The organism is Mojavia sp., from assembly GCF_059505145.1.
Genome location: NZ_JCACKA010000074.1, coordinates 394,544 through 417,666, shown reverse-complemented (window position 1 = coordinate 417,666; position 23,123 = coordinate 394,544). Strand labels below are relative to the sequence as shown.

Below are 23,123 nucleotides of genomic sequence, written 5' to 3'. Positions count from 1 at the left end.
GCGTACATCGGCGGTTTAAAATTTAATTAACAGTTGACTTAGCAATTGTTGCCAACTGCAACCCAGGCGGATAATTACCATCTTCTTTGATGCGCTTAATTTCTGCATCGCTGATCCGCCAATTTAACTTTTGTGCGATCGCCCGCACAATATCTCCCCGATCAATTACACCAGCGACAGCACCTGCTGGCGAAAGTACAGTGATCCGGGGTAATTGTTCATTGTCTAGCTTGTTAATCACCTCCACCAAGGAAGTTGATTCAGTAACCGTAGGTATTTCTGTTAGAGGATGCACAATACTTTGTAAAGTTTGGCTTTCCCATTCACTTCTTTCTACTAAGCGTAAATCATCAATGGAAACCATGCCGCGATAACGTCCATCAGATGCGGCAAAATAAAACTCTGGGGCGGCGCTGTTTAATAGATACGCGTCGGCAAAAGAACGCAAAGTCTGGTCAGCATCAACTACCCGAAAGTCACGAGTCATAGCATCGGTAGCTGCTACCTTCAACAAGGTTTCTTGTAATGTAGTTACGCGGTCATAGCTGTTGGCGTTGCGGATACCAAACCAACCCAACAACACAATCCATAAACCTAGCGCTAATTCTCTAGTAAGAAAATCAATTGCAAATCCCAAGGCGATCGCACTGTAACCTAAAAATTGTCCTGCTTTTGCTGCCCAGTGTACAGCTTGAAAGCGGTTACCTGTGACTTGCCATAATGCTGCCTTCAACACTTGTCCCCCATCCAAAGGTAAGCCGGGAATCAGGTTAAATAGCGCCAAAACTAAATTAATTCTTGCCAAATCTCCTACCATTACACTCAATCGACTGGTATCAGGCACAACATAAGCCACAACACGCAGCAGAACAAACAAGGCAATACTAACTAAAGGCCCTGCGATCGCCACTTGAAATGCTTTGCCTGGAGTTTTGGATTCTTCTTCTATAGCAGCAATGCCACCAAATAAAAATAGGGTAATCGAATTAACTTTAATGCCTTGCGATCGCGCTACCAAACTGTGGCCTAATTCATGCAATAACACTGAACCAAATAGCAGCAGTGCCATTACTATTCCTGCACTCCAAGCTATGGCACTTCCCCATTCCTGGTAGGCTACCCCAAAATTAAGGGTTGCCAACCCTAAAATCACGAACCACAAAGGATCTAAAAACAGTGGAATTCCAAATAAAGAACCGATTCTCCAATTTGTTTGCATAAGATTGTCCTAAAACTAGATATTTGCAGTAAAGAATGATAAATTTAATACAAGTATGCTTTTATACTATGTAATTTGCCATCTGATAAAAGCAAAGAGTACTCAGATAAGAAACAATGCTTAAGGTCACGACTTCGCTCTACAATGATGGCGATGCTCTAATTTCTAGAATAGACAACTAATTCTATTTAATCACTTTGGGAAAATAAAATTTTTGTTCACCAACAACTACTGATTTAAACATAAAGTATTTGTACCCTAATTTTAATCTTGGATATTACCTCTATTGGCAGTATTAGGCTATCACTTACGGTGTAAATTTTAATAGAAGTCACAAAGACGCAATCTATTAAAAACTGCTATAACATCCATTTATCAATCATAGCAATTACTCTAATGCTTATAACATCATAATATTTTTACACTGTTAGTACCTATCTCCTGAGTTCAATCTTCTTGCCATACACCCACCATTTTTTGTTAACTCTGTATAACTCAATTAGAGAAGGAGTTACAAATTTATAATAGTTTCTAAAATGCTTAACTACTGTAAAACAGAGATTCGGTTATCTTTAGCTTTAGACATTTTTTGACACTTTATTGACTATATAAATAATATGATTTTCCAAGCTTTTTACATGAAAAATCTTGATGAAATAGACACTCTAAAACTTCCTTCTGCTGAAATACAAGTTCGCAGTATTGCAAGAAATATTTCATTAATTTCAACTTTTATCGTGTATGCAATCTTCTTGCCACTGTTGATGATTTTTTATGACTGTTGCGAACTTAGTAAAGAAAATGTATAAATTTTTATTTTTACTTTTTTTTCAAACAAATTTGCTGGTTCTGTTATAAAATAGTTTACTTAGTCTGTATTTTGCTGATAAATTGATTAATTAAATACCAATGTTTTAAGTTTACCTAAGTAAATTCGCTTAATTCAACAAAATATTTAAGCTTATATCAATTCTCAAAAATTTTGCTAAACATTTATCTGTGCGTCTTTCTCTGCCAAAGATACTATCGCGTAGCTTTCTTAGCTGTAGGGATACGAGTACTTAGCGAGATAACGCAGTCGCCTGGGTTAGGTTAACCCTTTCTGTTTTATATATAGTGTCGATACTGAAAACTGGGGCTTGAACTGCTAATAAAATTGATGGCATTACGGTTCTTTCTGCTGCAAGCACAAATCTATTTAGCTATGAAGAAGCAATAAGTCACTTCTCTATAACTATGTAACTATTTTGCGTATGGATTCGCTAAATTCTGCCTTCAAGGGGTTGCTAATTATTCCCCTTTCGGTTAGACGATTGCGTAGCGCGCCCTACTGCCCAACCGCACTCCGTCCGGTTGCCTCAAAGCAAAGCTTTGAGGAAGCCTGTTCTAAAATAGCAGGCTTGGCAGTATACGGGCGATCGCACATAGAGTTGATTGCACTTGCTGGAGAAAGAACCGGAATCAGTGTTTAGAGTAATTGATTTAACGAGACTATAAATTCAATGTCTCTGTTTGATCAACACTACAAACGACCGATGTTAGTTAAACCTAAAACAATACCAACGCCGATAACATGACCGAAAGCCATCGCAGCGATGAATGTCGGAACACTGACAGGTAGGACAGGCAGCTTAGGCCCTACTTGGGGATATTCAATTCTAGTAGACAGTAAAAGAACTACTATGCAACTGATGCTGATAATAATTGCTACTGTAGGATTCCACGCAGGTGTTGGTGGAACAGTTGGGGTAGCTGCTTGTGCTGCTAGTAAGATTGATGAAATCAAGCTTTTGCCTCCTGAATAGGAAAATAATGTAGACCATCAAAATTATAAAATTTATTAGGAAAGAACCAGAAAATATTGCAAAAATATAGACCTTTATTAGGTATTTATCTTGGATAACTCAATTGCTATGCGAGTGAAAATTTGCGGAATTACTCAACCACACCAGTCTGTAGCGATCGCCTCTCAGGGCGCAACAGCCTTAGGATTTATTTGTGTGCCTACTTCACCCCGCTACGTTAACGTACAGCAAATTCGCGCAGCAGTAGCACCATTACCACAAAACATTGACAAAATTGGGGTGTTTGCCAACACTAGTATTCCAGAAATTGTCCAGATAGTTGTTGAGTCTGGTTTGACTAGTGTTCAATTGCATGGAGATGAACCCCCAGAATTTTGTGAGCAATTGCGTAAATCTCTACCCCAGGTAGAAATTATCAAAGCTTTCAGGATTCTTAATCTTGACCATCTTAAGCGAGTAGATAAGTACACCGATTATGTAGATACTTTGTTACTTGATGCCTATCATCCTCAGCATTTAGGTGGTACGGGTCAGACCCTAGACTGGAGTATGCTACAAAAATTTAGCCCAAGTTGCCCTTGGTTTTTAGCAGGGGGACTAACGCCAGATAACATTTTAGAAGCCCTAAGTCAGGTTAAACCCAACGGCATTGATTTATCTAGTGGTGTAGAACGGCAACCAGGAGATAAGGATTTAGATAAGACAGCACTACTGTTTGCAAAGCTAAAGGATGAAGCATGAAATTTTTCATCTTCACCCTTCACACTTCATCCTTTAAAAAAACGCTGGTTGGTGACGAATCAAATTAAAGAATTCTTCACGAGTTTTGTGCTCATCTTGGAACACACCAACCATCGCGCTGGTGACAGTCCAAGAACCGGGTTTTTGCACGCCCCGCATCACCATGCACATATGACTAGCTTCCATGACTACAGCGACACCTTGAGGTTCTAGGATGGTTTGAATCGCTTCGGCAATTTGGCGGGTTAGCCTTTCTTGTACTTGCAGGCGGCGGGAATACATTTCCACAATCCGGGCTAGCTTACTTAGTCCCACTACTTTTTGGTTGGGGATATAAGCAACGTGCGCTCTGCCCATAAAAGGTAACATATGGTGTTCGCACAGGCTAAAGAAATTAATATCTCTAACTAAAACCATCTCGTTATGACCTTCATCAAAGATGGCTCCATTTACGAGTTCTTCTAGGGATTGATCGTAGCCACTAGTAAGAAACCGCATTGCTTCTGCTACCCGCTTAGGCGTTTTCAGGAGTCCCTCGCGTTCGGGGTCTTCTCCTACACCCAGGAGTATTTGTCGCACGGCTGCCGTCATTTGCTCCATCTCTTCCTCTCCAGGTGGATGCAAATTCGGTTCCCGACCGTCGTGAGTATTACGATCTGGTCTGGGAGTGATGGCATCTGCCAAGTCGGGAATTAAAGGAGATTGAGAACGATTAGAACCGTTGGGACTCGCGATAGTCATGATATCAATCTTAGTTATGGTTGGAATTTAGATCAGGCAATCAGCAATGATTTATAAGTTGTTAGTGTTGAATGTTGCATTCTGCATGAAAAACTCAACACCGGAGGCGGGTCTGCTGGTGGCTCCGCTTTCAATTTAAAGTTCAAAACTTACAAAACGCCGGCGTTGGACATCAAGGTCAATTCATGAACAACTGCCTGTTGTGGTAACTGGACAGTGTAAAGAATCGATTGAGCAACAATTTCTGGCGTTAACATCTTTGAACGGTCAAAGTTGGCATGGACTGTTTCTGTGTCCCAAAGTTCGGTATTGACAGCCCCAGGACAAATAGCGGTAACGCGAATGCCATGAGCGCTTTCTTCTTGTGCCAAGGTTTGAGACAGGGAAATCAGACCAGCTTTGCTGACGTTGTATGCACCCCAATTGGCAAAGGCTTGCTTACCGGCAATAGAGGCGACGTTGATAATTGTGCCACTACCTTGAGCGCGCATACTTGGCAAAATCCCCAGAATGCACTGAAACACGCTGGTGAGATTTAAATTCATCACTTGTTGCCAGTCTTCTAAGGAAGTTTCACTTAAATTGGCTGTGTACGCCATACCAGCATTGTTGATGAGAATGTCTATATCGCCAAAGTCATGGGCGATCGCTTGTATCTGTTCTTTTACTTGCCAGACACAAGCTAGATCCACAGCATAACCTTTCGCTTCCACTCCTGTCTGCCGTGCTGCTACTGCAACCGCCTCCAACTTCTCAAGGGAACGGCTAACTAAGGCGACATCTATGCCCGCTTTTGCAAACGCCAAAGCAGTTGCTTTCCCAATTCCACTACTTGCCCCAGTAATTAAGGCGCGTCGTTTCGGCTCAACGCTCATGCTATCTCCAGATTTGTTGGCGGTTCTGCAAGCTTATTGCTACTCCATTATTTAAATCTCTCGGTATGCATAGATTAAAAAAATCTAAAGAATAGATTAAAAAAATCTAAAAATCCGATGATTTTTTTGACCACTGTATATACTACAGTGTCAGAATGGGTATATTGTCCTTTAAGAATTTTCCCAGAGAAGACAAAAAATCTATGCTTGGGATATGAATTTGTACACTCAAAATTAATTACCAAATAATAAACAAACCAACCATCTTGAGTTGATTTGTCCAAATGCAAACGCCTATGACTGAGAAGATTGTTAAAAATCTTTAAGCGTCATAGGCAATTATAGCATTGCTGCCATGCTAATCAATCATCTGAGGGTTTTTAATGGGCAACTTCAGTAAAAATCCCAATTTTGCGGAATTTTTCATAGCGCAGTTGGCGTCGTTCTGAAGCGGTTAAACGATTGAGTTCGTCTAAAGTATCCAACAGTGCTTGTTTGAGAGTTGTAGCGGCTTGCAGAGGATCGGCATGAGCGCCACCAATCGGTTCAGGTAATATATGGTCAATAATGCCTAAGTTTTTGAGGTCGTGGGAAATAATTTTGAGAGCAACAGCGGCTTGGGGAGCCTTACTCGCATCTTTCCACAAAATAGCGGCACAAGCTTCTGGAGTGGCAACTGTATAAACAGCGTGTTCAAACATCATGAGGCGATCGCCTACGCCAATACCTAATGCACCGCCAGAACCACCTTCACCGATAACCGTGCAAATAATTGGCACATCCAGGCAGAACATTTCCCGTAGATTATAGGCGATCGCTTCCCCAGCGCCTTGTCGTTCGGCTACCACTGTAGGCAAAGCTCCCGGCGTGTCAATAAAAGTCAAAATTGGCATCCCGAACTTATTGGCATGTTCCATCAGCCGCATTGCTTTGCGATAACCGCCAGGAGTAGCCATACCAAAGTTCCGGGCAATATTATCTTTTGTATCGCGCCCTTTTTGATGACCCAACATCACTACAGGTTGCCCACTCAAACGAGCAACACCACCGATTAAAGCTGGATCGTCGCCACCACAGCGATCGCCATGCAACTCCATCCATTCATCACTAATTGCCTGAATGTAATCTAGAGTACTGGGGCGGCGGGGATGACGAGCAACCTGTAGTCGCTGGGACGGAGATAGACTACTAAAAATTTCCTCACGCAGTTGCATAGCACGTGCTTCTAGTTGGCGTATTTGACCAGAAACATCGACGTTATTTTCTTCTGCAAGTTGCCGAATCTGTTCAATTCGGGTTGCAAGTTCTGCTAGCGGCTTTTCAAAATCTAACAGTAGCGGTTTACGCTCGGTAGTTGCCATAGTTAGGTATTAGGGATTGGGGATTAGGGATTGGGTGTTGGGTATTGGGGATTGGGTATTGGGGATTGGGGATTAGAGACATTTCCCAGTCCCCAGCCCCCAGCCCCCAACCACCAGTCCCCAGTCGCTATACCAGCAGCGGTCTAAATCCATGTTTTACTGATACCTGACCAATCTGCTCCATTTTGTCTACGGTAATCTGATTGCGCCCCCAAGAAAAGTTCGTGTATAACTTCTCAAATTCCAAGAGCATTGATTCCGCAAAACAAGCAAACAGCTGGCGTGCTGGCACTTCCATATTGACAATTTTCATAATTTTCCAGTCAATATCCAGAGAATGCTCTACAATTCCACCATTTAGCACATATACCCCAGGATGCTGAATTTTTGTCCCTAAATTTTTAGGATAGCCACCATCAATCAGCAGACTGGGTTGCTTCAAAACAGTGGGGTCTATTTCCACGCCTTTAGGCATACTAGCAACCCAAACTATAATGTCAGCTTGGGGTAGTGCTTCCTCTAAAGCCATGATTTTGCCCCGCCCCAGTTCAGCTTGTAAGTGTTGGAGACGTTCTTGGTTACGGGCTATTAACAGTAGTTCTTTGACATCTGTTTTCGCATCTAGCCAGCGTGTAACTGCACTGCCAATATCTCCAGTCGCACCACATACAGCTACAGTCGCGCTTTTGAGATCGATTCCTAATTGTTTCGACGCTTGTTCCACCTGCCGACAAATAATATAGGCAGTGTGAGTATTTCCTGTAGTGAAGCGTTCAAACTCTAGTTTGATATTGCGGACTTGGCTAAACTGCTCCAAATTAAAGTTTTCAAAAATAATGGAGGAAAATCCGCCTAAAGCTGTGATATTGATGCCATGCTTTTGAGCATGAGCCATAGCGTTAAGAATTTTGCGCGTTGCTGCCTTAATGCGCCGATTTGCCAGCATCTCAGGCAAGAAGCAAGATTCTACATACCGTCCCTCAATTTTTTGTCCAGTTACACTAGTGACGGTAATGTTATCGACAATTTGCGGTGGGGCGCTGCACCAAAAATCTAGCCCTTGATCGGCATATTCTGGGTATCCCAAGTCTTGAGCTACGGCTTGAGCGTGTTCCAAACTAGTCAGATGTCCAATTAGACCAAACATGTAGTGATATATTAAGCGTGTGCTGCGTCGAAAGCGTGGAATAGTGGGTTAAGAGACAATAACTAACTCTTAAAAATACTACACAAAGCGTAAGATATATCCAAGAATCAAGGATAAAGGATGAAGTTGTTCATCCTTGGTTAGATTTTTCACCTGTTGGTTTGTTATCGTTCATCCTTCATTCTTTACCCTTGATACTTTTTTAAGCGGCTGTCAGTCCGTAGGCTGATAAGCGCATAATGTCGCGGGTACTGAATCCTATATTACTTAGTGCTTCACCGTACTGAATCATGAAGTCTTCTACCAAAGCATCTTTTTCCATTGCCAAGATTTGGGCATCATCTGCTACTTGATTGAGCATTTTCCAAACAATGGGAAGGTTTTGACGGTTTGCTTCTTCTAGTTCAGTCTTAGATTCGATGAAATGTTCTTTCAACCAAACTTCTCCAAAGTTGAGGTGGCTATATTCATCTTTTACTACTCCCTCTGTTATTTTGCGGGCAAAATCATCAGCAACCGGGATGTAGATGTTGTATGCTGCTATGGCAAAACATTCAATAATTAATGATTGAATTAGCAAGCAAGTAACCACCTTGCCCTCTGCTGCTGCTTTTTGAAAATTTCCGTGCAATCCAGAGAAGAAATCTTTAGCAAATTGCAGATCCGGCGTTACCTGCAAATTTCGCCCACAAGCTTCAAATCCTTTCTTGTGACGGCTTTCCATCTTTGATAGACGAATCAGTTGCTCTTGATGTTCCGGCAGCAGTTCAGCCAGTTTGATGTAATTATCGTAAGCTTCTTGTTCACCTTCAATCACAATCGCATTAATGCGGCTGTAGGCATCTTTGTATGTTTCGCTGTGAAAATCAATTTCGGATTGATCTGTAAGCTGCTGCATGTTATGTTTACCCCTGTAAACGTGAATCATTTGATACCAAAATTAAATTTACCCTATGAATTTAGGGTAACAATCACTGTGATTTAATTTAACTTAACAAGTCACTATGTTTATAGATTAGCTGTTGCTGGGGACGCTGCTCTAATATTAGAAACACAAATGCTTCAAAGCAAAATTCATGTCTAAACCACAGTGGAGTCTGAAATCTGCCGATTTTGTGAGCCTAGTAGTACTACTGCTGGGCGCTTTGATCGTGTTACTGCCGCTGTTTGTGGTCTTCCTGACATCTTTTGCACCTGCGGGGGCAAATGCGGAAGTTTTATCCGAAAATAACTGGACTTTAGCTAATTACCGCGATGCATGGCAGCGAGGTAAATTTTTGTTGGCGTTTGCTAATTCTACCTTGGTTGCGATCGCAGTGACGGCGTTTCAGATTATGACTTCGGCATTGGCAGGTTATGCCCTAGCACGATTGAAATTTCGAGGCAGGCAAGCACTGCTATTAATTGTCTTAGCTACTTTGGTGATTCCTTTCCAGTTATTGGTGATTCCCATCTTTTTGGTTTTGAAGTGGGGAAATTTGATCAATACCTACGGGGCACTAATTCTACCAACGGCTGTGAATGGCTTTGGTATTTTCTTGTTACGTCAATATTTCCAGACAATTCCCGTGGAGTTGGAGGAAGCAGCAGCCATAGACGGGGCAAATCGACTGCAAGTTTTATGGCAAGTGATGTTACCTTTAGCCCGTCCAGCTTTGGTGACGCTGTTTTTGTTCACATTTATCGCTGAATGGAACGATTTATTTAAGCCTTTAGTGTTTACAACACGACCAGAATTAAGGACTGTGCAACTGGCATTGGCAGAGTTTCAAGAGCAATTTACCAATAATTGGCCCTTGATGATGGCAGCAGTGACAATCGCAACAGTTCCAGTGATGATTTTATTTATCATCGGTCAACGGCAGTTTATTCAGGGTATTGCCACAACCGGGATTAAGAATTAAAGAAGTTGATTTAAAGAGGAGGCAGAGGGCACAGAGGCACAGGAGAATGATTAGTAGCTAGCTTTTAGAAAATTTGTATAAATCTGATGCATCGTAATTACGAATTACGAATTACAAATTAATTCCGCCGCCAAATTTTAATTGCCCCATCATTACTACTGCTAATGATATTTTGACCATCTGGACTAATTGCTAGAGAATGAATTAAATCTAAATGTCCAGTTAATGTATCAAGCAGTTGTCCATTGCCCATATCCCATAACTTGATAGTTTTGTCTCGACTACCACTTACCACAAGATTACTTTGAGGGCTAATGGCAACGGTAGTCACCCAATCAGTATGCCCAGTTAAGCTACGAATTAATGTGCCACTTTCTATATGCCAAATTTGAATTGTCTTGTCCCGACTAGCACTAACTAAAGTTTGACCATCTGGACTAATAGCTACACCATAAACCCAATCTAAATGCCCAGTGAATGTGTGGATTAGTCTGCCATTTAGTAGGTTCCAAACTTTAATTGTGTTGTCCCAACTGCCGCTAGCGAGTGTTTGAGCATTGGGGCTGATGGCAAGAGTGGTAACTGAGTTAGAATGCCCGTCTATATTGCGTAGGAGTTGCCCAGTGACGAGATTCCAAACTTTGATTGTGTTATCACGACTGCCACTAACTAGAGTTTGACTATCTGGACTAATTGCGATCGCATTTACTCTGTCAGCGTGGCCTTTGAGGTTGCGAATTTGTTTACCGCTACCCCAATCCCATATTCTGATGATTTTGTCTAAACTACCACTGGCTAGTGTCTGACCATCTCGGCTTAAGGCGACGCAAGTAAACCAAGTAGCCCCATTTTTAAAAAATCCTGACTGAGAAGTTAAAGTGTTCTTGAGGCTGCCACTGCCTAAATGCCACAGTTTAATAGTGTTATCATCACTGCCACTAGCTAGTGTCTGACCATCTGGACTCATTGCAACGGAACGCACAGAAGCTACATGACCTGTGAGAGTATTGATACATCGCCATTTTTGGGCTATTAGTGGTGTTGTTTGGTTACTAATAATTGTTGAGGGAATTTCAGCCGATGCAGCTGTGGTGTTGCTATTTAAATCTTTTAGCACCTGGTCGGCAGATTGGTAGCGATCGCCTACTCGGTCTTTGAGTAACTTATCTAAAATTGCCCCTAGCTGGTTACTAATCGTTACACCTTGAGACAACAGATGTTCTCGCCATAACCAGCGCGACTCCCAAGCGTTGTACAGGCTTGAGGGATAGATTCCTGTCATCAGATGTACGCAAGTTACACCTAAGGCGTAAAGATCGCTAGCTGGGTACGCTTCGCCAAAACGGAGTTGTTCATCTGGGGCATATCCTGGCGTACCTGCCATTGTTCCCCGCGCCCCACTGATCATAGTGCCACTTGCCTGTTTGGAGATGCCAAAATCAATTAATACAAGAGCGCGATCGCTTTGGCGGCGCATAATATTTTCTGGTTTGATATCCCGGTGAATTACTCCATGTTTATGAATGAACTTCAGCACTGACAATAAATCAGCCAACAACTGCCAAATTAGACTTTCTTGAAAAACTCCATAGCGTTCCAATTCTGTTAATAAATTCTCTCCATCGACAAATTCTTGTACCAGATACAGCCGTTTGTCTTGTTCAAAATAAGCAAGCATATTGGGAATGCGATCGTGCTTCCCTAGTTCGTATAGCCGAATTGCCTCTTGATTAAACAGTTCAATTGCCTTATTTAGTGCTTGTGAATTTCCTTGAATTTCTGGCGACGGTAAAAATTGTTTAATCACACAGACTTCTTGCAATCTGTCTTGATCTACTGCGCGATATGTTTTCCCAAATCCACCCGCACCCAGTTGAGCCATAGCACGATATCTTTGCCTCAGTAGTAGCCTTGAACCACAATTGAGGCAGAAATTTCCATCAACAGGATTTTCGGGTTTGTGGCAATCAGGATTGAGGCAATAGCTCATACTTCAGGAGGTAATTGGGGAATGGATTACTTATGAAGCCTCTATTAAACTGCTAAACATTAGCAATATTTTGATAATAACCCAGTTTAGGCATCCTTTTATACGTTTCCTCCAGCTAATAAACCAATTACTATTAACAGCCATAAAATCACACCAAAGACAATCCAGGCAATTTCTCTGCCTGTAAAAAATTCTCTAATTGGTAGATTCGGCTGTTGCTGTCCCCAATAATAATTAAGTGCCTTCACAACAGTTAATAAAGGAATAAATGAAAATATACTGATCAGCCACAAGGGATCTGCTAATCTTGACAGGACAATAAATATCCAATAAAAAAGCGTTACTCTAAAAGGTGAATGCTTAATTCTATATCCTTGCTCTTCTGCTAAAGCAAAAACTTTTTGGCACAAACTGTACAAATAAAACGGTAAAAACAAGGAACGGAACCAAGGTCTAATTTTTAAATTTTCTCGTTCTTTAATAAATTTCCAATGCTTGTGCGCCCAAGCCAGCTGATAAACTCCTCCAGTAAAAATATACAAAGTGCAAAATTTCCATATCGGCATTACATTAGAAAATGTAGTTTGATTCATGGGTTTTAATATACTATTATTATTTTTTGAGTCAATTTATCTTAATAGCCAAAGGTAACTCCACACTTGTTTATCTGCTAATGTTGAGAGTTTCCGCTAAATTAAAGTCAGTATTTACTAATTTTCTATACTTTAATTAGTTTCCTGAATTTGCAGGCGAATAGTGTGTTCAATAGTGCCACTAAGTTGTAATTCCATAATTTCACCACCAAGAGGTTCTATGCAGGTGAGAAGCGATCGCAGGCTTGGTGTACTTGCACCTGTATCTACATACAATCGATCTGCTAAATTGCTGATGCGCTTCCAAGTCATGTACAACTTGGCAATTGTTTGTTCCATTTGAGATGCTTGATTTACCAAGTCAGCAGCGATGGTTAAACAACCAATTCTCTGGGCTTCTTCTAAGGCTGTTTCAATGTCAACATTTGCTTGATTCAACGCTTGGACTTGGGCAGCAGATTTGAGATATTTTGCTAGGTAACGCGCCTCTGTAGTTACTTGTTTGAGGGTATCAACATCGGGGTTTGCAGCAATTTCTTTTTGTAAGTATTTTTGGTGTGGTTCTGGCAGTTTCTCCAATTCCTTCACCAGTGGGGCGATGTAGCGTGGGGAAAGGGTGTTATCTGCTGCTTTTACTTTTACTGGTTCCGGTAGCAAATCCGAAGACATTGCTGTCCATTCGTCGGTGAGTTGACGTACTTCACGCCTAGTGATGCGATCGCCTTTTTGCGCGGCTTCACTCACCATCTGTTGCACTTCTGGGGAAGCTTTTGCAGTTTCTACAAAAGCCCGTTTGCTAAAGTTATTTACTGCTGCTGGCTCAAGTTTGCCTTCTTCTAAGAGAGTATCAGCACTGTTAGCTAATTGAATCCAGGCATAAGCTTGACTTTTGCTGATTTCGCGTTCTTTCAGCCAGCGTAGAAAACCAGCACCCCGACTATCACCGCCTATTTTCTCGCGATCGCGGATAGCCCGTAAAATTCGCCCCCGCCAGATTTCGGTTTGTAAATCAAAGCGATCGCATACCTGCCAAGCCACATCCAGCTGCTGTTGAAAATCTGACTCTGGTATCTGTTCGTCTTCTGGATCGGGCAGTTCAAAGGTAAGATCCGCTGGCTGTTGCAAAGCAGCAGCAAGGTCGTTGATAGATTCGTTATATTGCACGACTGGTAGCAGAGTAGTGTATGCGTCGGCTTATTATGCCACAATCTGGTGTGACTAACACCAGTGATTTTTTAGCGTACACCACTAGCTAAAATTCCTAAAATTTTATTAACATCTCTAAGATAATATTCACTTAAGTCGATGTGGATAGCTTGATTTTCTAATTTCAAAAATTGCCAAATGCTTCCAGTCGTAACAGTTCCATAAATTGCCAAGTTTTCATTACCTGTTCGTTCATTAAATATTTTGGCAGCTAACATTTCTGCCACACATTGTCCTAAACCCGCTGGAATATTTTCTTTTTTCGCTTCTACAATAATAATCACTGGTGCTGTGATAATTAATTTTTCTGGAGAACGGGTAATAATAAAATCACAAATTCCATTTAATCCTTGTGTAGCATCAACATTAAATTCTACACCAGAAAACAAATTTATTTGGTCATTTAGTTGTCGCCTTAAGTCTAGCAAAATTGGAGAAATAATCATCTCTGACCGAGCTTTTTCACTATTGCTAGCAATAGCTATAGGAACATTATATTGCAGAACTTCTTTTAGTAAATGGCTGCATTCTAAATCGGGTGTATTAGCAAAAATATCAATTTCTTCAATAGTATTTATTTGAAAACTCTGTTTAACTTTCTCTAAAGTAAAATCACTATATGCCATATCATTTCTATGAATATGAGCAAGTTGCCTCAAGAGTCGTTCGACATTGCAATCTGAATGATCGGTACAGAGACTTACTAGGGAATTACAGATTTATCCCTAATTCTCATTTTAGAGCGTCTAGATATTGTGGCGATCGCTACTTTGAAAAGTTTCTTGATGTCTATCGGCCTTATCGTCGGTAGCCTTTCGAGCGGGTATTATAGCCATAATGGTCAAATCTTTAACTTGCATAGAGTTAATAAATAACCCAAATACACCATATATTGTGGCATTTAGCAAGGCGATCGCTCAATCTGTACAGTTTAATAACTTGATACTTGCTTGAACACTGTAATTTAAAGATTCTGTAAACTTCTTAAAACCTGAGTAAGCTCAAAACCGCTAGAGATATATTAACTCGTAGGTAAGGTGTTAAGCATTTAATTTGCACATTGAGGCCGCAGGGGGCAGGGGGCAGGGAGCAAGGGAGAGGGTTTGCAGCTTATAAATCGCCAATATTTATCCTTCGTGCCACACAAATTAATATGTGGCAACAAAAGAATTGGTATTATCCCTATTATTGGTCAGCTTTCATTTCACAAGGAAAATGGCGGTAAATACGAAGTTGCCATTAAAGATAGTAATTAACGCATAAAGAGGTGGCAAAATCACTGAATATATATAAAACCCAACTAATCTATTCTTCATCTCCCTATCACTCTTAGGGATTGGGGAATAACCTAAGTCTGTAAAACGCCATTATTCGCCAGAATACTTAACTCTGATTGTAGGAGAAATCATTTAATGACTAAAAAGCCTATTTACAAGCAACCTTTCGCTCTCGTTTTCGCTGGAATTCTTGGTGCTGTAACTTTAGGCAGTTGGTTATCTGTTCAAGCACAAGCACAGACAGAATCACAACCAAGCACCCCACCAAAATTCACGAACTTCCAAAAAGCAGGCCAAGTGAAACTGCCAGGAGGTGGGAAGCCTTTTAAGCCTGAGGGACTAAGACAATCTGAAAAACCAACTGGAGGTAGGCGGGGAATTCCTGATGGTATCGACGATCGCACACCCATGCTCAGTCGGCAATATCCTTGGTCAACTATTGGTCGAGTGCAAGGAACAACAACTGATGCCAAAAGTTACCATTGCACAGGAACTTTAATTGCTGACGATATAGTTTTGACCAATGCTCATTGCGTAATTGACCCGGAGACTCATCAATTAAGTAAAAAAATTCAGTTTCTACCAAATGTCATCAATGGTGTTGTGAGCAATGAAAGAGATGTAGCCTCAGCAGAGCAAGTCATTTATGGTACGGACTTTACAGGTGACAGCACTACAGATCAGATTAACGACTGGGCAATTATAAAAATTGATAAGCCTCTCGGTCGCAAATACGGTTATTTAGGATGGAAATCTCTACCCGCCTCAGCTTTTACTGAAAACCAGAAAAAATTATTCTTTGTAGGCTACTCTGGCGATTACCCTGATCCCAAGAAAAAAGACTATGAATTCCTTGATGCTGGTCAAGGATGGACTGCGGGATTCCAAGCGGGATGTAGCATTGTTGGGGAAGAGCAAGAAGTACTACTCCATGATTGTGATACTGCCGGTGGTTCTTCTGGCGGGCCACTTATCGGTTTGATTGATGGTGAGCCATACATTGTTGCCCTGAACAATGCTGAAATTAAAGATAAGAAATCTCACCAAGATATCATCAACCTAGCAGTAAAAATTGATTTCTTGGATAAGTTGGCTGGCGGAAATTAATATAAATTTTTCTGTTTCTGGCACTTGCGGTAAAAGGCTAATCTCTAGCTCAAAATAGGTTAGATGTCTGCTTGCGAAACCCGACCAAGATTTAATAGAGTCGGGTTTCCTTGCGTCAACCAAACCTACTTTTGGTTCTTGTTTCTATAGCGAAGTGAACCGTATTGAGATATATAAATTAAACTAAAAAGTAAGGCACAACCTATTTCTTTTTTGTTGATCCAAGTTGAGTAATTACGTCAAGCATTTGCTGAGTATGCTTTCGACTGCCATGTTGACGAAAAAACTGAACTGCTTTACGAAGATTAGCGATCGCTCTTTGCTGATTAACTCGATTTCCTGGCTCAACTAAATAAAGATTGCTGTAATAAACTTCATAGGTCTGGGCCAAAACATCTAAGGCTTGATGATATTTAGCACTGGCTTTTTGCCGATGAGAAATTTCCACAGCCTTACGAAAGTCAGCGATCGCTAAATCTGATGCTCCTGTGCGAGCGCAACCATATCCCCGAATTAAATAAGCTTCATTTTTCGTTGAGATAGTAAATACAGAAACCTACAGAAGCTTGGGCTGTTATTTCGTTCTATTTTCTTATAGGGTTGTATCACCTGATTGGTGCATTGAAATTTCGCAAATCAGAATTTGTCTTTTTCGTCAAGACATAAGATAAAACTCTAAAATAAGAATTATGAACCAGGTAGACTACCTCAGAATTAGTTTGATTGATCGCTGTAATTTCCGGTGTCAATACTGTATGCCAGAAGGTGCAGAACTGAATTACATCCTTAAGCAACAACTTTTGACTGATGAGGAACTCTTAACCCTCATTCAAGAAGTATTTATCCCTGTAGGCTTTAGCCGATTTCGTTTGACTGGTGGAGAACCTCTACTACGCCCCCATGTGGTGGAATTAGTAGGGGCGATCGCTTCTCTCCCCCAGACTCAAGACCTCTCGATGACAACCAACGGGTTTTTACTTGCGCCCATAGCGCAAAAACTCTACGATGCTGGTTTGCGGCGCATCAATATTAGCCTAGATTCTCTCGAAGCAGACACCTTTGACCTAATTATCGGCAATCGTGGTCGTGGGCGTTGGCAGCAAGTCTGGGATGGTATCCAAGCTGCTCATCGTGTGGGATTTGATCCATTGAAGCTGAATGTAGTGGTGATCCCTGGAGTCAATGACCACGAAGTTCTGAATCTAGCCGCCTTGACACTTGACCGCAACTGGCACGTCCGATTTATTGAATTTATGCCTATTGGCAATGAGCAATTATTTGGCGATCGCGGTTGGGTAACTTCAGCTCAATTGCGGCAACAAATCCGCGATCGCTGGGGATTGACAGATTCGCAAGTTCGTGGTGCTGGGCCTGCTGATGTATTTCAGATTCCCGGCGCTAAGGGGACACTGGGATTTATCAGTCAGATGTCGGAGTGTTTTTGCGATCGTTGTAACAGGATGCGTTTGTCAGCCGATGGTTGGCTGCGTCCCTGTTTATTGAATGAAGCTGGTCAAATTGATTTAAAAACTGCTCTCCGTTCTGGTGTCAGCACCGCGCAATTGCGAGAGCAGGTAAAACATTTGCTGGACATTAAGCCAGAAATCAATTTTAAAGGACGCGACCCTGGAACTGTGGGTACATATACCCGTACCATGTCACAAATTGGGGGATAAAGCAGTTCCGAGTAATGAGACCTGAGTTCTGAGTAATTAAAACTCAGCACTCGGTACTCAACACTTTCTTAGGCTTGTCGTGAGTAGTATTCCACCACGAGCAGTTCGTTGACTTGCAGCGCCACCCATTCACGCTCAATCAGGCTGTTGACTTTGCCAGTCAGCTTGTTTTTGTCAAACTCCAGATGGCTGGGGAGGTTCGCTAAACCGGGATATTGCAAGTTTGTTTCCACCAACTTACGTGATGCTTCTTTATCCCTAACAGCAATTTCTTCACCAGGACGGCATTGGTAGCTAGCAATATTAACTACACGACCGTTCACAGTTATGTGACCGTGATTGACCAATTGACGAGCTGCTGGAATGGTAGGAGCTAGACCCATGCGAAAAACGGTATTATCCAATCGCATTTCTAACAGTTGTAGCAGCACTTGTCCGGTAGAACCAGTAACACGTCTTGCTCTGCGTACATAACGCAGCAGTTGTTTTTCGGTCAAACCGTAGTTGAGACGTAGCTTTTGCTTTTCTTCTAGACGGATCGCATACTCAGAACGCTTTTTGCGGTTCTGGCCATGCTGACCAGGTGGGTAAGCGCGTCTAGCGCTTTTACGAGTTAATCCTGGTAAGTCGCCCAAGCGACGTACAATTCTGAGGCGAGGCCCTCTATATCGGGACATGAGTTTCCTTAATCTAATCTTGTTTCAACTTTACCCAGACATACCATTATAAATATGTGTAAATCAGAATTTCCAGAAATTATCAATTTCATCATCAAAATTTTGTGTTAATACAGTACGGCAGAAATAAATTGATCAAGCAAAACACCTCAAAAACCCAGCAGAGAAGGTTTTAGGGTAGTATATTTTGAATTTCGCGCGATGATTCTAGTGGCGGTTGAGGCTTCCCTCATATCATGTCCATTCAAATAACCGTCATTGCGACCGTAGGGTAGACGCGGAGCGGCTTCTCGAAGAGTAGCAATCCCAAAAACATTGCGATTGCGTCGTTTCACTTCGTTCCACTCGCAATGATATTAAGGGTGATTTGCCGGACATGATATCAAATATGCAAGCAAAATTCCCTAGATTTAGAGGATTGATAGCACTTATGAGTTAGCATAACCTTGAGTCTCTAGAGAATGGCAATGTTACGGAGCAAAAAACAGATGAGCAAACAAGGCGGTTGCAACTATAGAATGTTACAGACTAAAGCAATTAAGGTAACAGCACCATTTTTGGTTATAGCTGGATGGTTAGCAACAATGGTTCCTAGTTTGGCTGTCACCGCCTCTTACAGTAATGATTACCGTGTCTGTGCTGCTCAACTCTTGCGTGTAAACATTACTCCCGTAGCAGCATCGCAAGCTTGCGCTACAGCACTACGTCCACGGGAAGTGTCTGCCTGTGCAGCTAATATAAACAAGCAAACGCAAATCAGTGCTGCATCTGCGCTAGCTACTTGTACCCAGGCAAGACGTCCCGAAGAGTTAGCTACCTGTGTAGTTGGTATTGGACGGAATGTTAAAGAGGCAGTTAATCCAGAACTTTTAAATTATTGCGGTCGTAGTTTGTTGCCCGTGCGCTTTGCTCAGTGTGTAGTGGGCTTACGTAGTGAAATCAACATTGCTCTTACTCAAGTGTTAGACACTTGTATCGATGGCAGTGACAGAATTAGTAGCTTTGCACCTTCGTCTACACCACTAATTCAAAATCCTGCTGAATTGCGCCCGCTTTTTGAAACAACTCCAATTCCATCGCAACCAGGCAATCAGTAAATTAGTTTTAAGTTGTGCTATCGGCAAAATTCACTTGTAGACGGTAAATACACGTCTTAGAGTATCAGCTTCATAAATATTTAAGACTGATAAACCAAACCCTATCTTAATTTGCCGCTATTGAACTACCAATGTTGAATCCACCAAACGGTGGATTCAAGGTATGTATATTGGGTAGTTAAAGTGTTTCGCCTCCTAAAGGATCAGTCTTCTTTTTTACCAAAAATCAACTGTAAAATCATCGGAATACCACCCTCCTGGTGATATTTATCTGCCCAAGCACGGATCACTTCATCTAATTCTTCCATAGCCCGTTCTAATTTTTCCGGTGGAATATCAAGCTCTTCTAAAGCTCGCATAGCATTTGGTTGCCGTTCTGCCCAATTTTTCATCATCCGGAAATACCGAGCGGTATCTTCGACCATGATGTAGGTACGCTCTTGATCGTCTGCTGGCGCATAAAAAGGACGAGTCAGAGCGTAGAAAGGCATTCCCCACGGAGAATCAACCCGTGTCACAGTACCAGAATAAAGCAGACGGCGCTTGATATGCTCTGCTAAAGCTTCGCTCAAAGGCATCTGGTGCTGAGGTGGCATGTCTTCCTGCGATCGCTTGTGCAGAAATTCAATTAACTCTAAAAACTCAAAAGATGTTATTAGCTGGGCATCCGGCAGATTACTCGGCAGTTTCTGCTCAATTTGTCTTTTTTCTTCTGTTGTCAGACTTGTACCAGGAATGCGCGATCTACCTGGCTGCCAGGGATATTTTTCCATCCAGATATAAGGCAATTGGATGAGATAGCGAGGCTCCTGAGAACCCAGCATCTTCAGCAATTTACCCTCAGTCAGGGCCTGTCTGACTTCCTCAACGATGATTTTGACCCGCTTCGGCTCTAAATGGTGCAAATGTCCTGTCATCCGCAGGTTTTGTCCTTGCTCCAGGTAGGTCATGTAAATTGCACATTTGGCTGCTGTAGCAGCAGCATCTAAAAATGCTCCATGCCTGTGCCCACTGGTTCGCATAGCACTAAAAGCCAGATAAAGCATGATCTGATCCATCGCACTGGGGCCAAGACGTTTGATCAGATCTATGTCGTTACTCATATTACAGACAGTTAAACAGTACGTTTACACAGTTATTAATTCAAAGAAAGGAAGTAGCATACACCCGACTGAAGGCGATATCTTCGCTCCAGATTATTTATTATGCTTCAACAATAAGATTGTTGGTAGCAAAAATTGTGAAATTCAGCGTAATTTCTAGCACATACTTTCGAGGCAGTATTGTTACTAGATTAATCTAGCCTATCAGAAGATTATAGAAATCCCTAGTCTTACCACTAGAGGCTTTTTAGCTTTATCGGCAACCTTTGTAGATTCCAAGTCTTCCCCCAAAGTTTGTCATATTTGACCACTATTTGCCTATTATTTACTAGTAGTAATGCAAACGCTACTTTTATTCTAAGTGCGGCTGTGTACTGCTTCAGGCAAATAACACTACAAAAACTAACTAGTGCAGCTAACAGGAAATATTCCTCAACAAATATTATTGTGATGAAAACCTAATGAATTTTCCTACTACACAGATGCCTGAGGATGAGAGAAAGTGTTTTAAAAGCAATCACTTGCTGAACTTGAAAGCATTGATAAGAACAACAATGCTTTGCCAATTGATACCCTGATCAACACTTTCAATTATATCTTGGCAGTATAGTTTGTCGATTTGAAGGAAAATCATAGATATCAAATAAAGTCGAGAATTCCAACTTCCAATTACCTTTTAATCTTTGTTAGTATATTAATTTTAAATTATAGCATTTTTTATTGATTTTGTATAAATTTATCTATTTTAAAGATTTTTGCGCTTTTTATTTAAATAATTTATATTAATAGTAAAATCATGGTTTCTTGATATTTCTACAATAATTAACATATAAAAATAATGATTCTTACTTCTGGACTGATACATAATCGGCTACCTAACCATGTTCAGCAAGTCCTGATACCTTGTAACGTAATAATATAACTGATAATTGCTCATATAACTAATAATAAAATACTTTAAAAAGTTAAAAGCTAAAACGAAAAATATAAAATTTGATGTTTTAACTTTTAACTTTCTTTAGTTAGGCTACTTGCTACTCTTCATTTAATTTGCAGAATTAGAAGAATTAACTTGGTTCCGCAATTGCTCAAAGCTAAAAGCTGCCGCTCCAAAAGTTACTAATAGCACACCTAAAATTTGCACAATTTCTAGATTTTCCTGAATAATCAATCCAGCGAAAATTACGGTTAGGAAAGGGACACTAGCACCGATAATCGCCGAACGAGATGCACCTAGTTTGCGAATACCAACATGATTTAACACATAACCGCAGAGAGTCAGTACGCCCAAAATAAAAGCACTTAAAATAATTTCCAGCAACTTAGAAGGAACAACTGCTAGGCTTAAGTCACCAGATAAAGGCAACATCAACCCGATAAAGCTCAACAGCAGCATAGTAGCGAAGTTAATTAAAGTAAAAGATACTGGATGTAGTTTGCTAGCACATATACGCGTTAATATTACGTAGAAAGCAAAAGCCACTCCTGCTAAAATTGCTGTGCCGCTTCCCAGGGAAACATTACCTGTAGGAGTACTAGGCGAACCCGCCAAAACCAGTAACTCACCGCAGAAAAGCGAGCCGATAGCAGCGGCGCGGAATAAGTTAGGGCGATCGCGGAACAGAAGCCACGACAATAATCCGCTAATCAGGGGATAGACAAAGAAAAGCGCGATCGCCATCCCGGTAGTAACTTGACCAACGGCAATGTAAATGAGTACCTGAGACAAAAACAAACAGCAGCCACTTGCGATCGACAATTGCAAAACTCTTAGTGTTTTGACATTCCTAGAAGTAGAATTTCCTCGTACTGATTCAAACAGACTTTGCAAGTCTTGCCAGACTCGTGGATGCATCATGGGAGCCAAAAGTAACATCAGTGGTACAACCACCAGCAACCGTAGCATCAAAATTAAGAGAGTATTGCCCAAAGTCGGTGCAAGCAAGCGCTCTACCTCGACTACTCCAAGAATCTCGGAACCTTGGTGAAAAATCACTTTGATGGCTACGTTGTAAAGTGATGACATCACCGTTGACAACACTACCAGCAAGAAACCGATTTGGATAGGCGATAAGCTTGTAGAGCTAGGTAACTTGGGTGGTGTTGAGCCTCCTCGTTTGCGCGATGGCGCGGGAGCGCCCGCCGTAGGCGATCGCAAAGCAGACTGGGGTTTAATTTCGTTCTCTGATAAATCTCTGGAGAAAACAGAAATTGGTTCAGTAAGTTTTTTCTTAACTGTTGGAGGTGTTACTTCCAGCGATGGTAACGTAGGCTCCGGTGTAGTTTCGCTCTCCGACAAGTCTTGAGAAATCACGGAAATTGGCTCTGTACCATTTCCACGTGCTGACGGGAGTATTGCTTCTGGTGGTGATTCTAAAGACTGCGGCTGTGATTTAGTTTCGCTTTCCGGCAAGTCTTTGGCAATCACAGAAATTGGCTCGGCAACATTGCTGCTCCCGTTTTCCAACTTTAGGGAACTTTCAAAGGAAATGTTCTGCTGCGGCTCAGAAGGTTGCAGGATAGTTGGTGGTGATACTTTTGCTGCTTGTGGCTCAGAAGGTTGCAGGATAGTTGGTGGTGATACTTTTGCTGCTTGCGGCTCAG

Annotated in this window: 22 protein-coding genes; 6 read left to right on the top strand and 16 right to left on the bottom strand. The window is 41.5% G+C overall.

All coding sequences use genetic code 11. The features are described 5' to 3' along the window. Positions 1-22: 22 nt before the first annotated feature. Positions 23-1,219 (bottom strand): site-2 protease family protein, encoded by a 1,197-nt coding sequence (locus AC5JL8_RS20980; protein WP_495881601.1) that lies wholly within the window; start codon positions 1,217-1,219, stop codon positions 23-25. A 1,253-nt stretch (positions 1,220-2,472) separates the two neighbouring features. On the opposite strand from AC5JL8_RS20980, the gene AC5JL8_RS20975 reads away from it, so the two are divergent. Further along, the gene (locus AC5JL8_RS20975; RefSeq protein ID WP_495881600.1) at positions 2,473-2,691 is read left to right on the top strand and encodes a hypothetical protein; all 219 of its coding nucleotides are present in this window, start codon (positions 2,473-2,475) and stop codon (positions 2,689-2,691) included. A 50-nt stretch (positions 2,692-2,741) separates the two neighbouring features. On the opposite strand, the gene psaK is transcribed toward AC5JL8_RS20975, so the two are convergent. Beyond that, complete coding sequence (gene psaK / locus AC5JL8_RS20970; RefSeq protein WP_495881599.1) at positions 2,742-3,005, bottom strand: photosystem I reaction center subunit PsaK; 264 nt, start codon at positions 3,003-3,005, stop codon at positions 2,742-2,744. A 127-nt stretch (positions 3,006-3,132) separates the two neighbouring features. On the opposite strand from psaK, the gene AC5JL8_RS20965 reads away from it, so the two are divergent. Further along, positions 3,133-3,765, top strand: a complete 633-nt coding sequence (locus AC5JL8_RS20965; protein ID WP_495881691.1) for a phosphoribosylanthranilate isomerase — start codon at positions 3,133-3,135, stop codon at positions 3,763-3,765. A gap of 33 nt (positions 3,766-3,798) precedes the next feature. On the opposite strand, the gene folE is transcribed toward AC5JL8_RS20965, so the two are convergent. The 5 genes from folE to AC5JL8_RS20940 form a co-directional block, all read right to left on the bottom strand. Then, positions 3,799-4,506 (bottom strand): GTP cyclohydrolase I FolE, encoded by a 708-nt coding sequence (gene folE, locus AC5JL8_RS20960; RefSeq protein ID WP_495881598.1) that lies wholly within the window; start codon positions 4,504-4,506, stop codon positions 3,799-3,801. A gap of 149 nt (positions 4,507-4,655) precedes the next feature. Beyond that, complete coding sequence (locus AC5JL8_RS20955) at positions 4,656-5,381, bottom strand: SDR family oxidoreductase (RefSeq protein ID WP_495881597.1); 726 nt, start codon at positions 5,379-5,381, stop codon at positions 4,656-4,658. 380 nt (positions 5,382-5,761) lie between these two features. Continuing rightward, complete coding sequence (locus AC5JL8_RS20950; protein WP_495881596.1) at positions 5,762-6,742, bottom strand: acetyl-CoA carboxylase carboxyltransferase subunit alpha; 981 nt, start codon at positions 6,740-6,742, stop codon at positions 5,762-5,764. Between the two features lie 127 nt (positions 6,743-6,869). Then, positions 6,870-7,889 (bottom strand): long-chain acyl-[acyl-carrier-protein] reductase, encoded by a 1,020-nt coding sequence (locus AC5JL8_RS20945; protein WP_495881595.1) that lies wholly within the window; start codon positions 7,887-7,889, stop codon positions 6,870-6,872. 202 nt (positions 7,890-8,091) lie between these two features. Next, positions 8,092-8,787, bottom strand: coding sequence for an aldehyde oxygenase (deformylating) (locus AC5JL8_RS20940; RefSeq protein WP_495881594.1), 696 nt, complete (start codon positions 8,785-8,787; stop codon positions 8,092-8,094). Positions 8,788-8,965: 178 nt separating this feature from the next. Here AC5JL8_RS20940 and AC5JL8_RS20935 point away from each other — a divergent pair, with 178 nt between their 5' ends. Further along, complete coding sequence (locus AC5JL8_RS20935) at positions 8,966-9,793, top strand: carbohydrate ABC transporter permease (protein WP_495881593.1); 828 nt, start codon at positions 8,966-8,968, stop codon at positions 9,791-9,793. A gap of 118 nt (positions 9,794-9,911) precedes the next feature. On the opposite strand, the gene AC5JL8_RS20930 is transcribed toward AC5JL8_RS20935, so the two are convergent. The 4 genes from AC5JL8_RS20930 to AC5JL8_RS20915 all read right to left on the bottom strand — a co-directional run bounded on the left by AC5JL8_RS20930 (position 9,912) and on the right by AC5JL8_RS20915 (position 14,208). Continuing rightward, the gene (locus AC5JL8_RS20930; protein WP_495881592.1) at positions 9,912-11,783 is read right to left on the bottom strand and encodes a protein kinase domain-containing protein; all 1,872 of its coding nucleotides are present in this window, start codon (positions 11,781-11,783) and stop codon (positions 9,912-9,914) included. A 98-nt stretch (positions 11,784-11,881) separates the two neighbouring features. After that, positions 11,882-12,376, bottom strand: coding sequence for a hypothetical protein (locus AC5JL8_RS20925; RefSeq protein ID WP_495881591.1), 495 nt, complete (start codon positions 12,374-12,376; stop codon positions 11,882-11,884). 132 nt (positions 12,377-12,508) lie between these two features. Continuing rightward, positions 12,509-13,540: a hypothetical protein gene (locus AC5JL8_RS20920; RefSeq protein WP_495881590.1), complete on the bottom strand. Its 1,032-nt coding sequence runs from the start codon at positions 13,538-13,540 to the stop codon at positions 12,509-12,511. A gap of 71 nt (positions 13,541-13,611) precedes the next feature. After that, positions 13,612-14,208 carry a hypothetical protein gene (locus AC5JL8_RS20915; RefSeq protein ID WP_495881589.1) on the bottom strand — a complete coding sequence of 199 codons (597 nt, stop codon included), beginning with the start codon at positions 14,206-14,208 and terminating at the stop codon, positions 13,612-13,614. A 786-nt stretch (positions 14,209-14,994) separates the two neighbouring features. On the opposite strand from AC5JL8_RS20915, the gene AC5JL8_RS20910 reads away from it, so the two are divergent. Next, a complete protein-coding gene (locus tag AC5JL8_RS20910) occupies positions 14,995-15,966 on the top strand; it encodes a trypsin-like serine peptidase (protein WP_495881588.1) in 972 nt (323 codons plus the stop codon). Positions 15,967-16,168: 202 nt separating this feature from the next. On the opposite strand, the gene AC5JL8_RS20905 is transcribed toward AC5JL8_RS20910, so the two are convergent. Beyond that, positions 16,169-16,414, bottom strand: a complete 246-nt coding sequence (locus AC5JL8_RS20905) for a hypothetical protein (protein WP_495881587.1) — start codon at positions 16,412-16,414, stop codon at positions 16,169-16,171. Between the two features lie 241 nt (positions 16,415-16,655). Here AC5JL8_RS20905 and moaA point away from each other — a divergent pair, with 241 nt between their 5' ends. Further along, the gene (moaA, locus tag AC5JL8_RS20900; RefSeq protein ID WP_495881586.1) at positions 16,656-17,642 is read left to right on the top strand and encodes a GTP 3',8-cyclase MoaA; all 987 of its coding nucleotides are present in this window, start codon (positions 16,656-16,658) and stop codon (positions 17,640-17,642) included. Positions 17,643-17,710: 68 nt separating this feature from the next. On the opposite strand, the gene rpsD is transcribed toward moaA, so the two are convergent. Both rpsD and AC5JL8_RS20890 read right to left on the bottom strand, forming a co-directional pair. Beyond that, the gene (gene rpsD / locus AC5JL8_RS20895) at positions 17,711-18,319 is read right to left on the bottom strand and encodes a 30S ribosomal protein S4 (protein WP_495881585.1); all 609 of its coding nucleotides are present in this window, start codon (positions 18,317-18,319) and stop codon (positions 17,711-17,713) included. A 149-nt stretch (positions 18,320-18,468) separates the two neighbouring features. Then, positions 18,469-18,654: a hypothetical protein gene (locus AC5JL8_RS20890; RefSeq protein WP_495881584.1), complete on the bottom strand. Its 186-nt coding sequence runs from the start codon at positions 18,652-18,654 to the stop codon at positions 18,469-18,471. 153 nt (positions 18,655-18,807) lie between these two features. Between AC5JL8_RS20890 and AC5JL8_RS20885 the strand changes: the two genes are divergently transcribed. Further along, positions 18,808-19,416, top strand: coding sequence for a hypothetical protein (locus AC5JL8_RS20885; protein WP_495881583.1), 609 nt, complete (start codon positions 18,808-18,810; stop codon positions 19,414-19,416). A gap of 203 nt (positions 19,417-19,619) precedes the next feature. On the opposite strand, the gene hetR is transcribed toward AC5JL8_RS20885, so the two are convergent. Next, positions 19,620-20,519 carry a heterocyst differentiation master regulator HetR gene (hetR, locus tag AC5JL8_RS20880; RefSeq protein WP_495881582.1) on the bottom strand — a complete coding sequence of 300 codons (900 nt, stop codon included), beginning with the start codon at positions 20,517-20,519 and terminating at the stop codon, positions 19,620-19,622. A 1,045-nt stretch (positions 20,520-21,564) separates the two neighbouring features. Further along, positions 21,565-23,123: EamA family transporter (locus AC5JL8_RS20875; RefSeq protein WP_495881581.1), on the bottom strand; the 1,559-nt coding region annotated here is incomplete at its 5' end.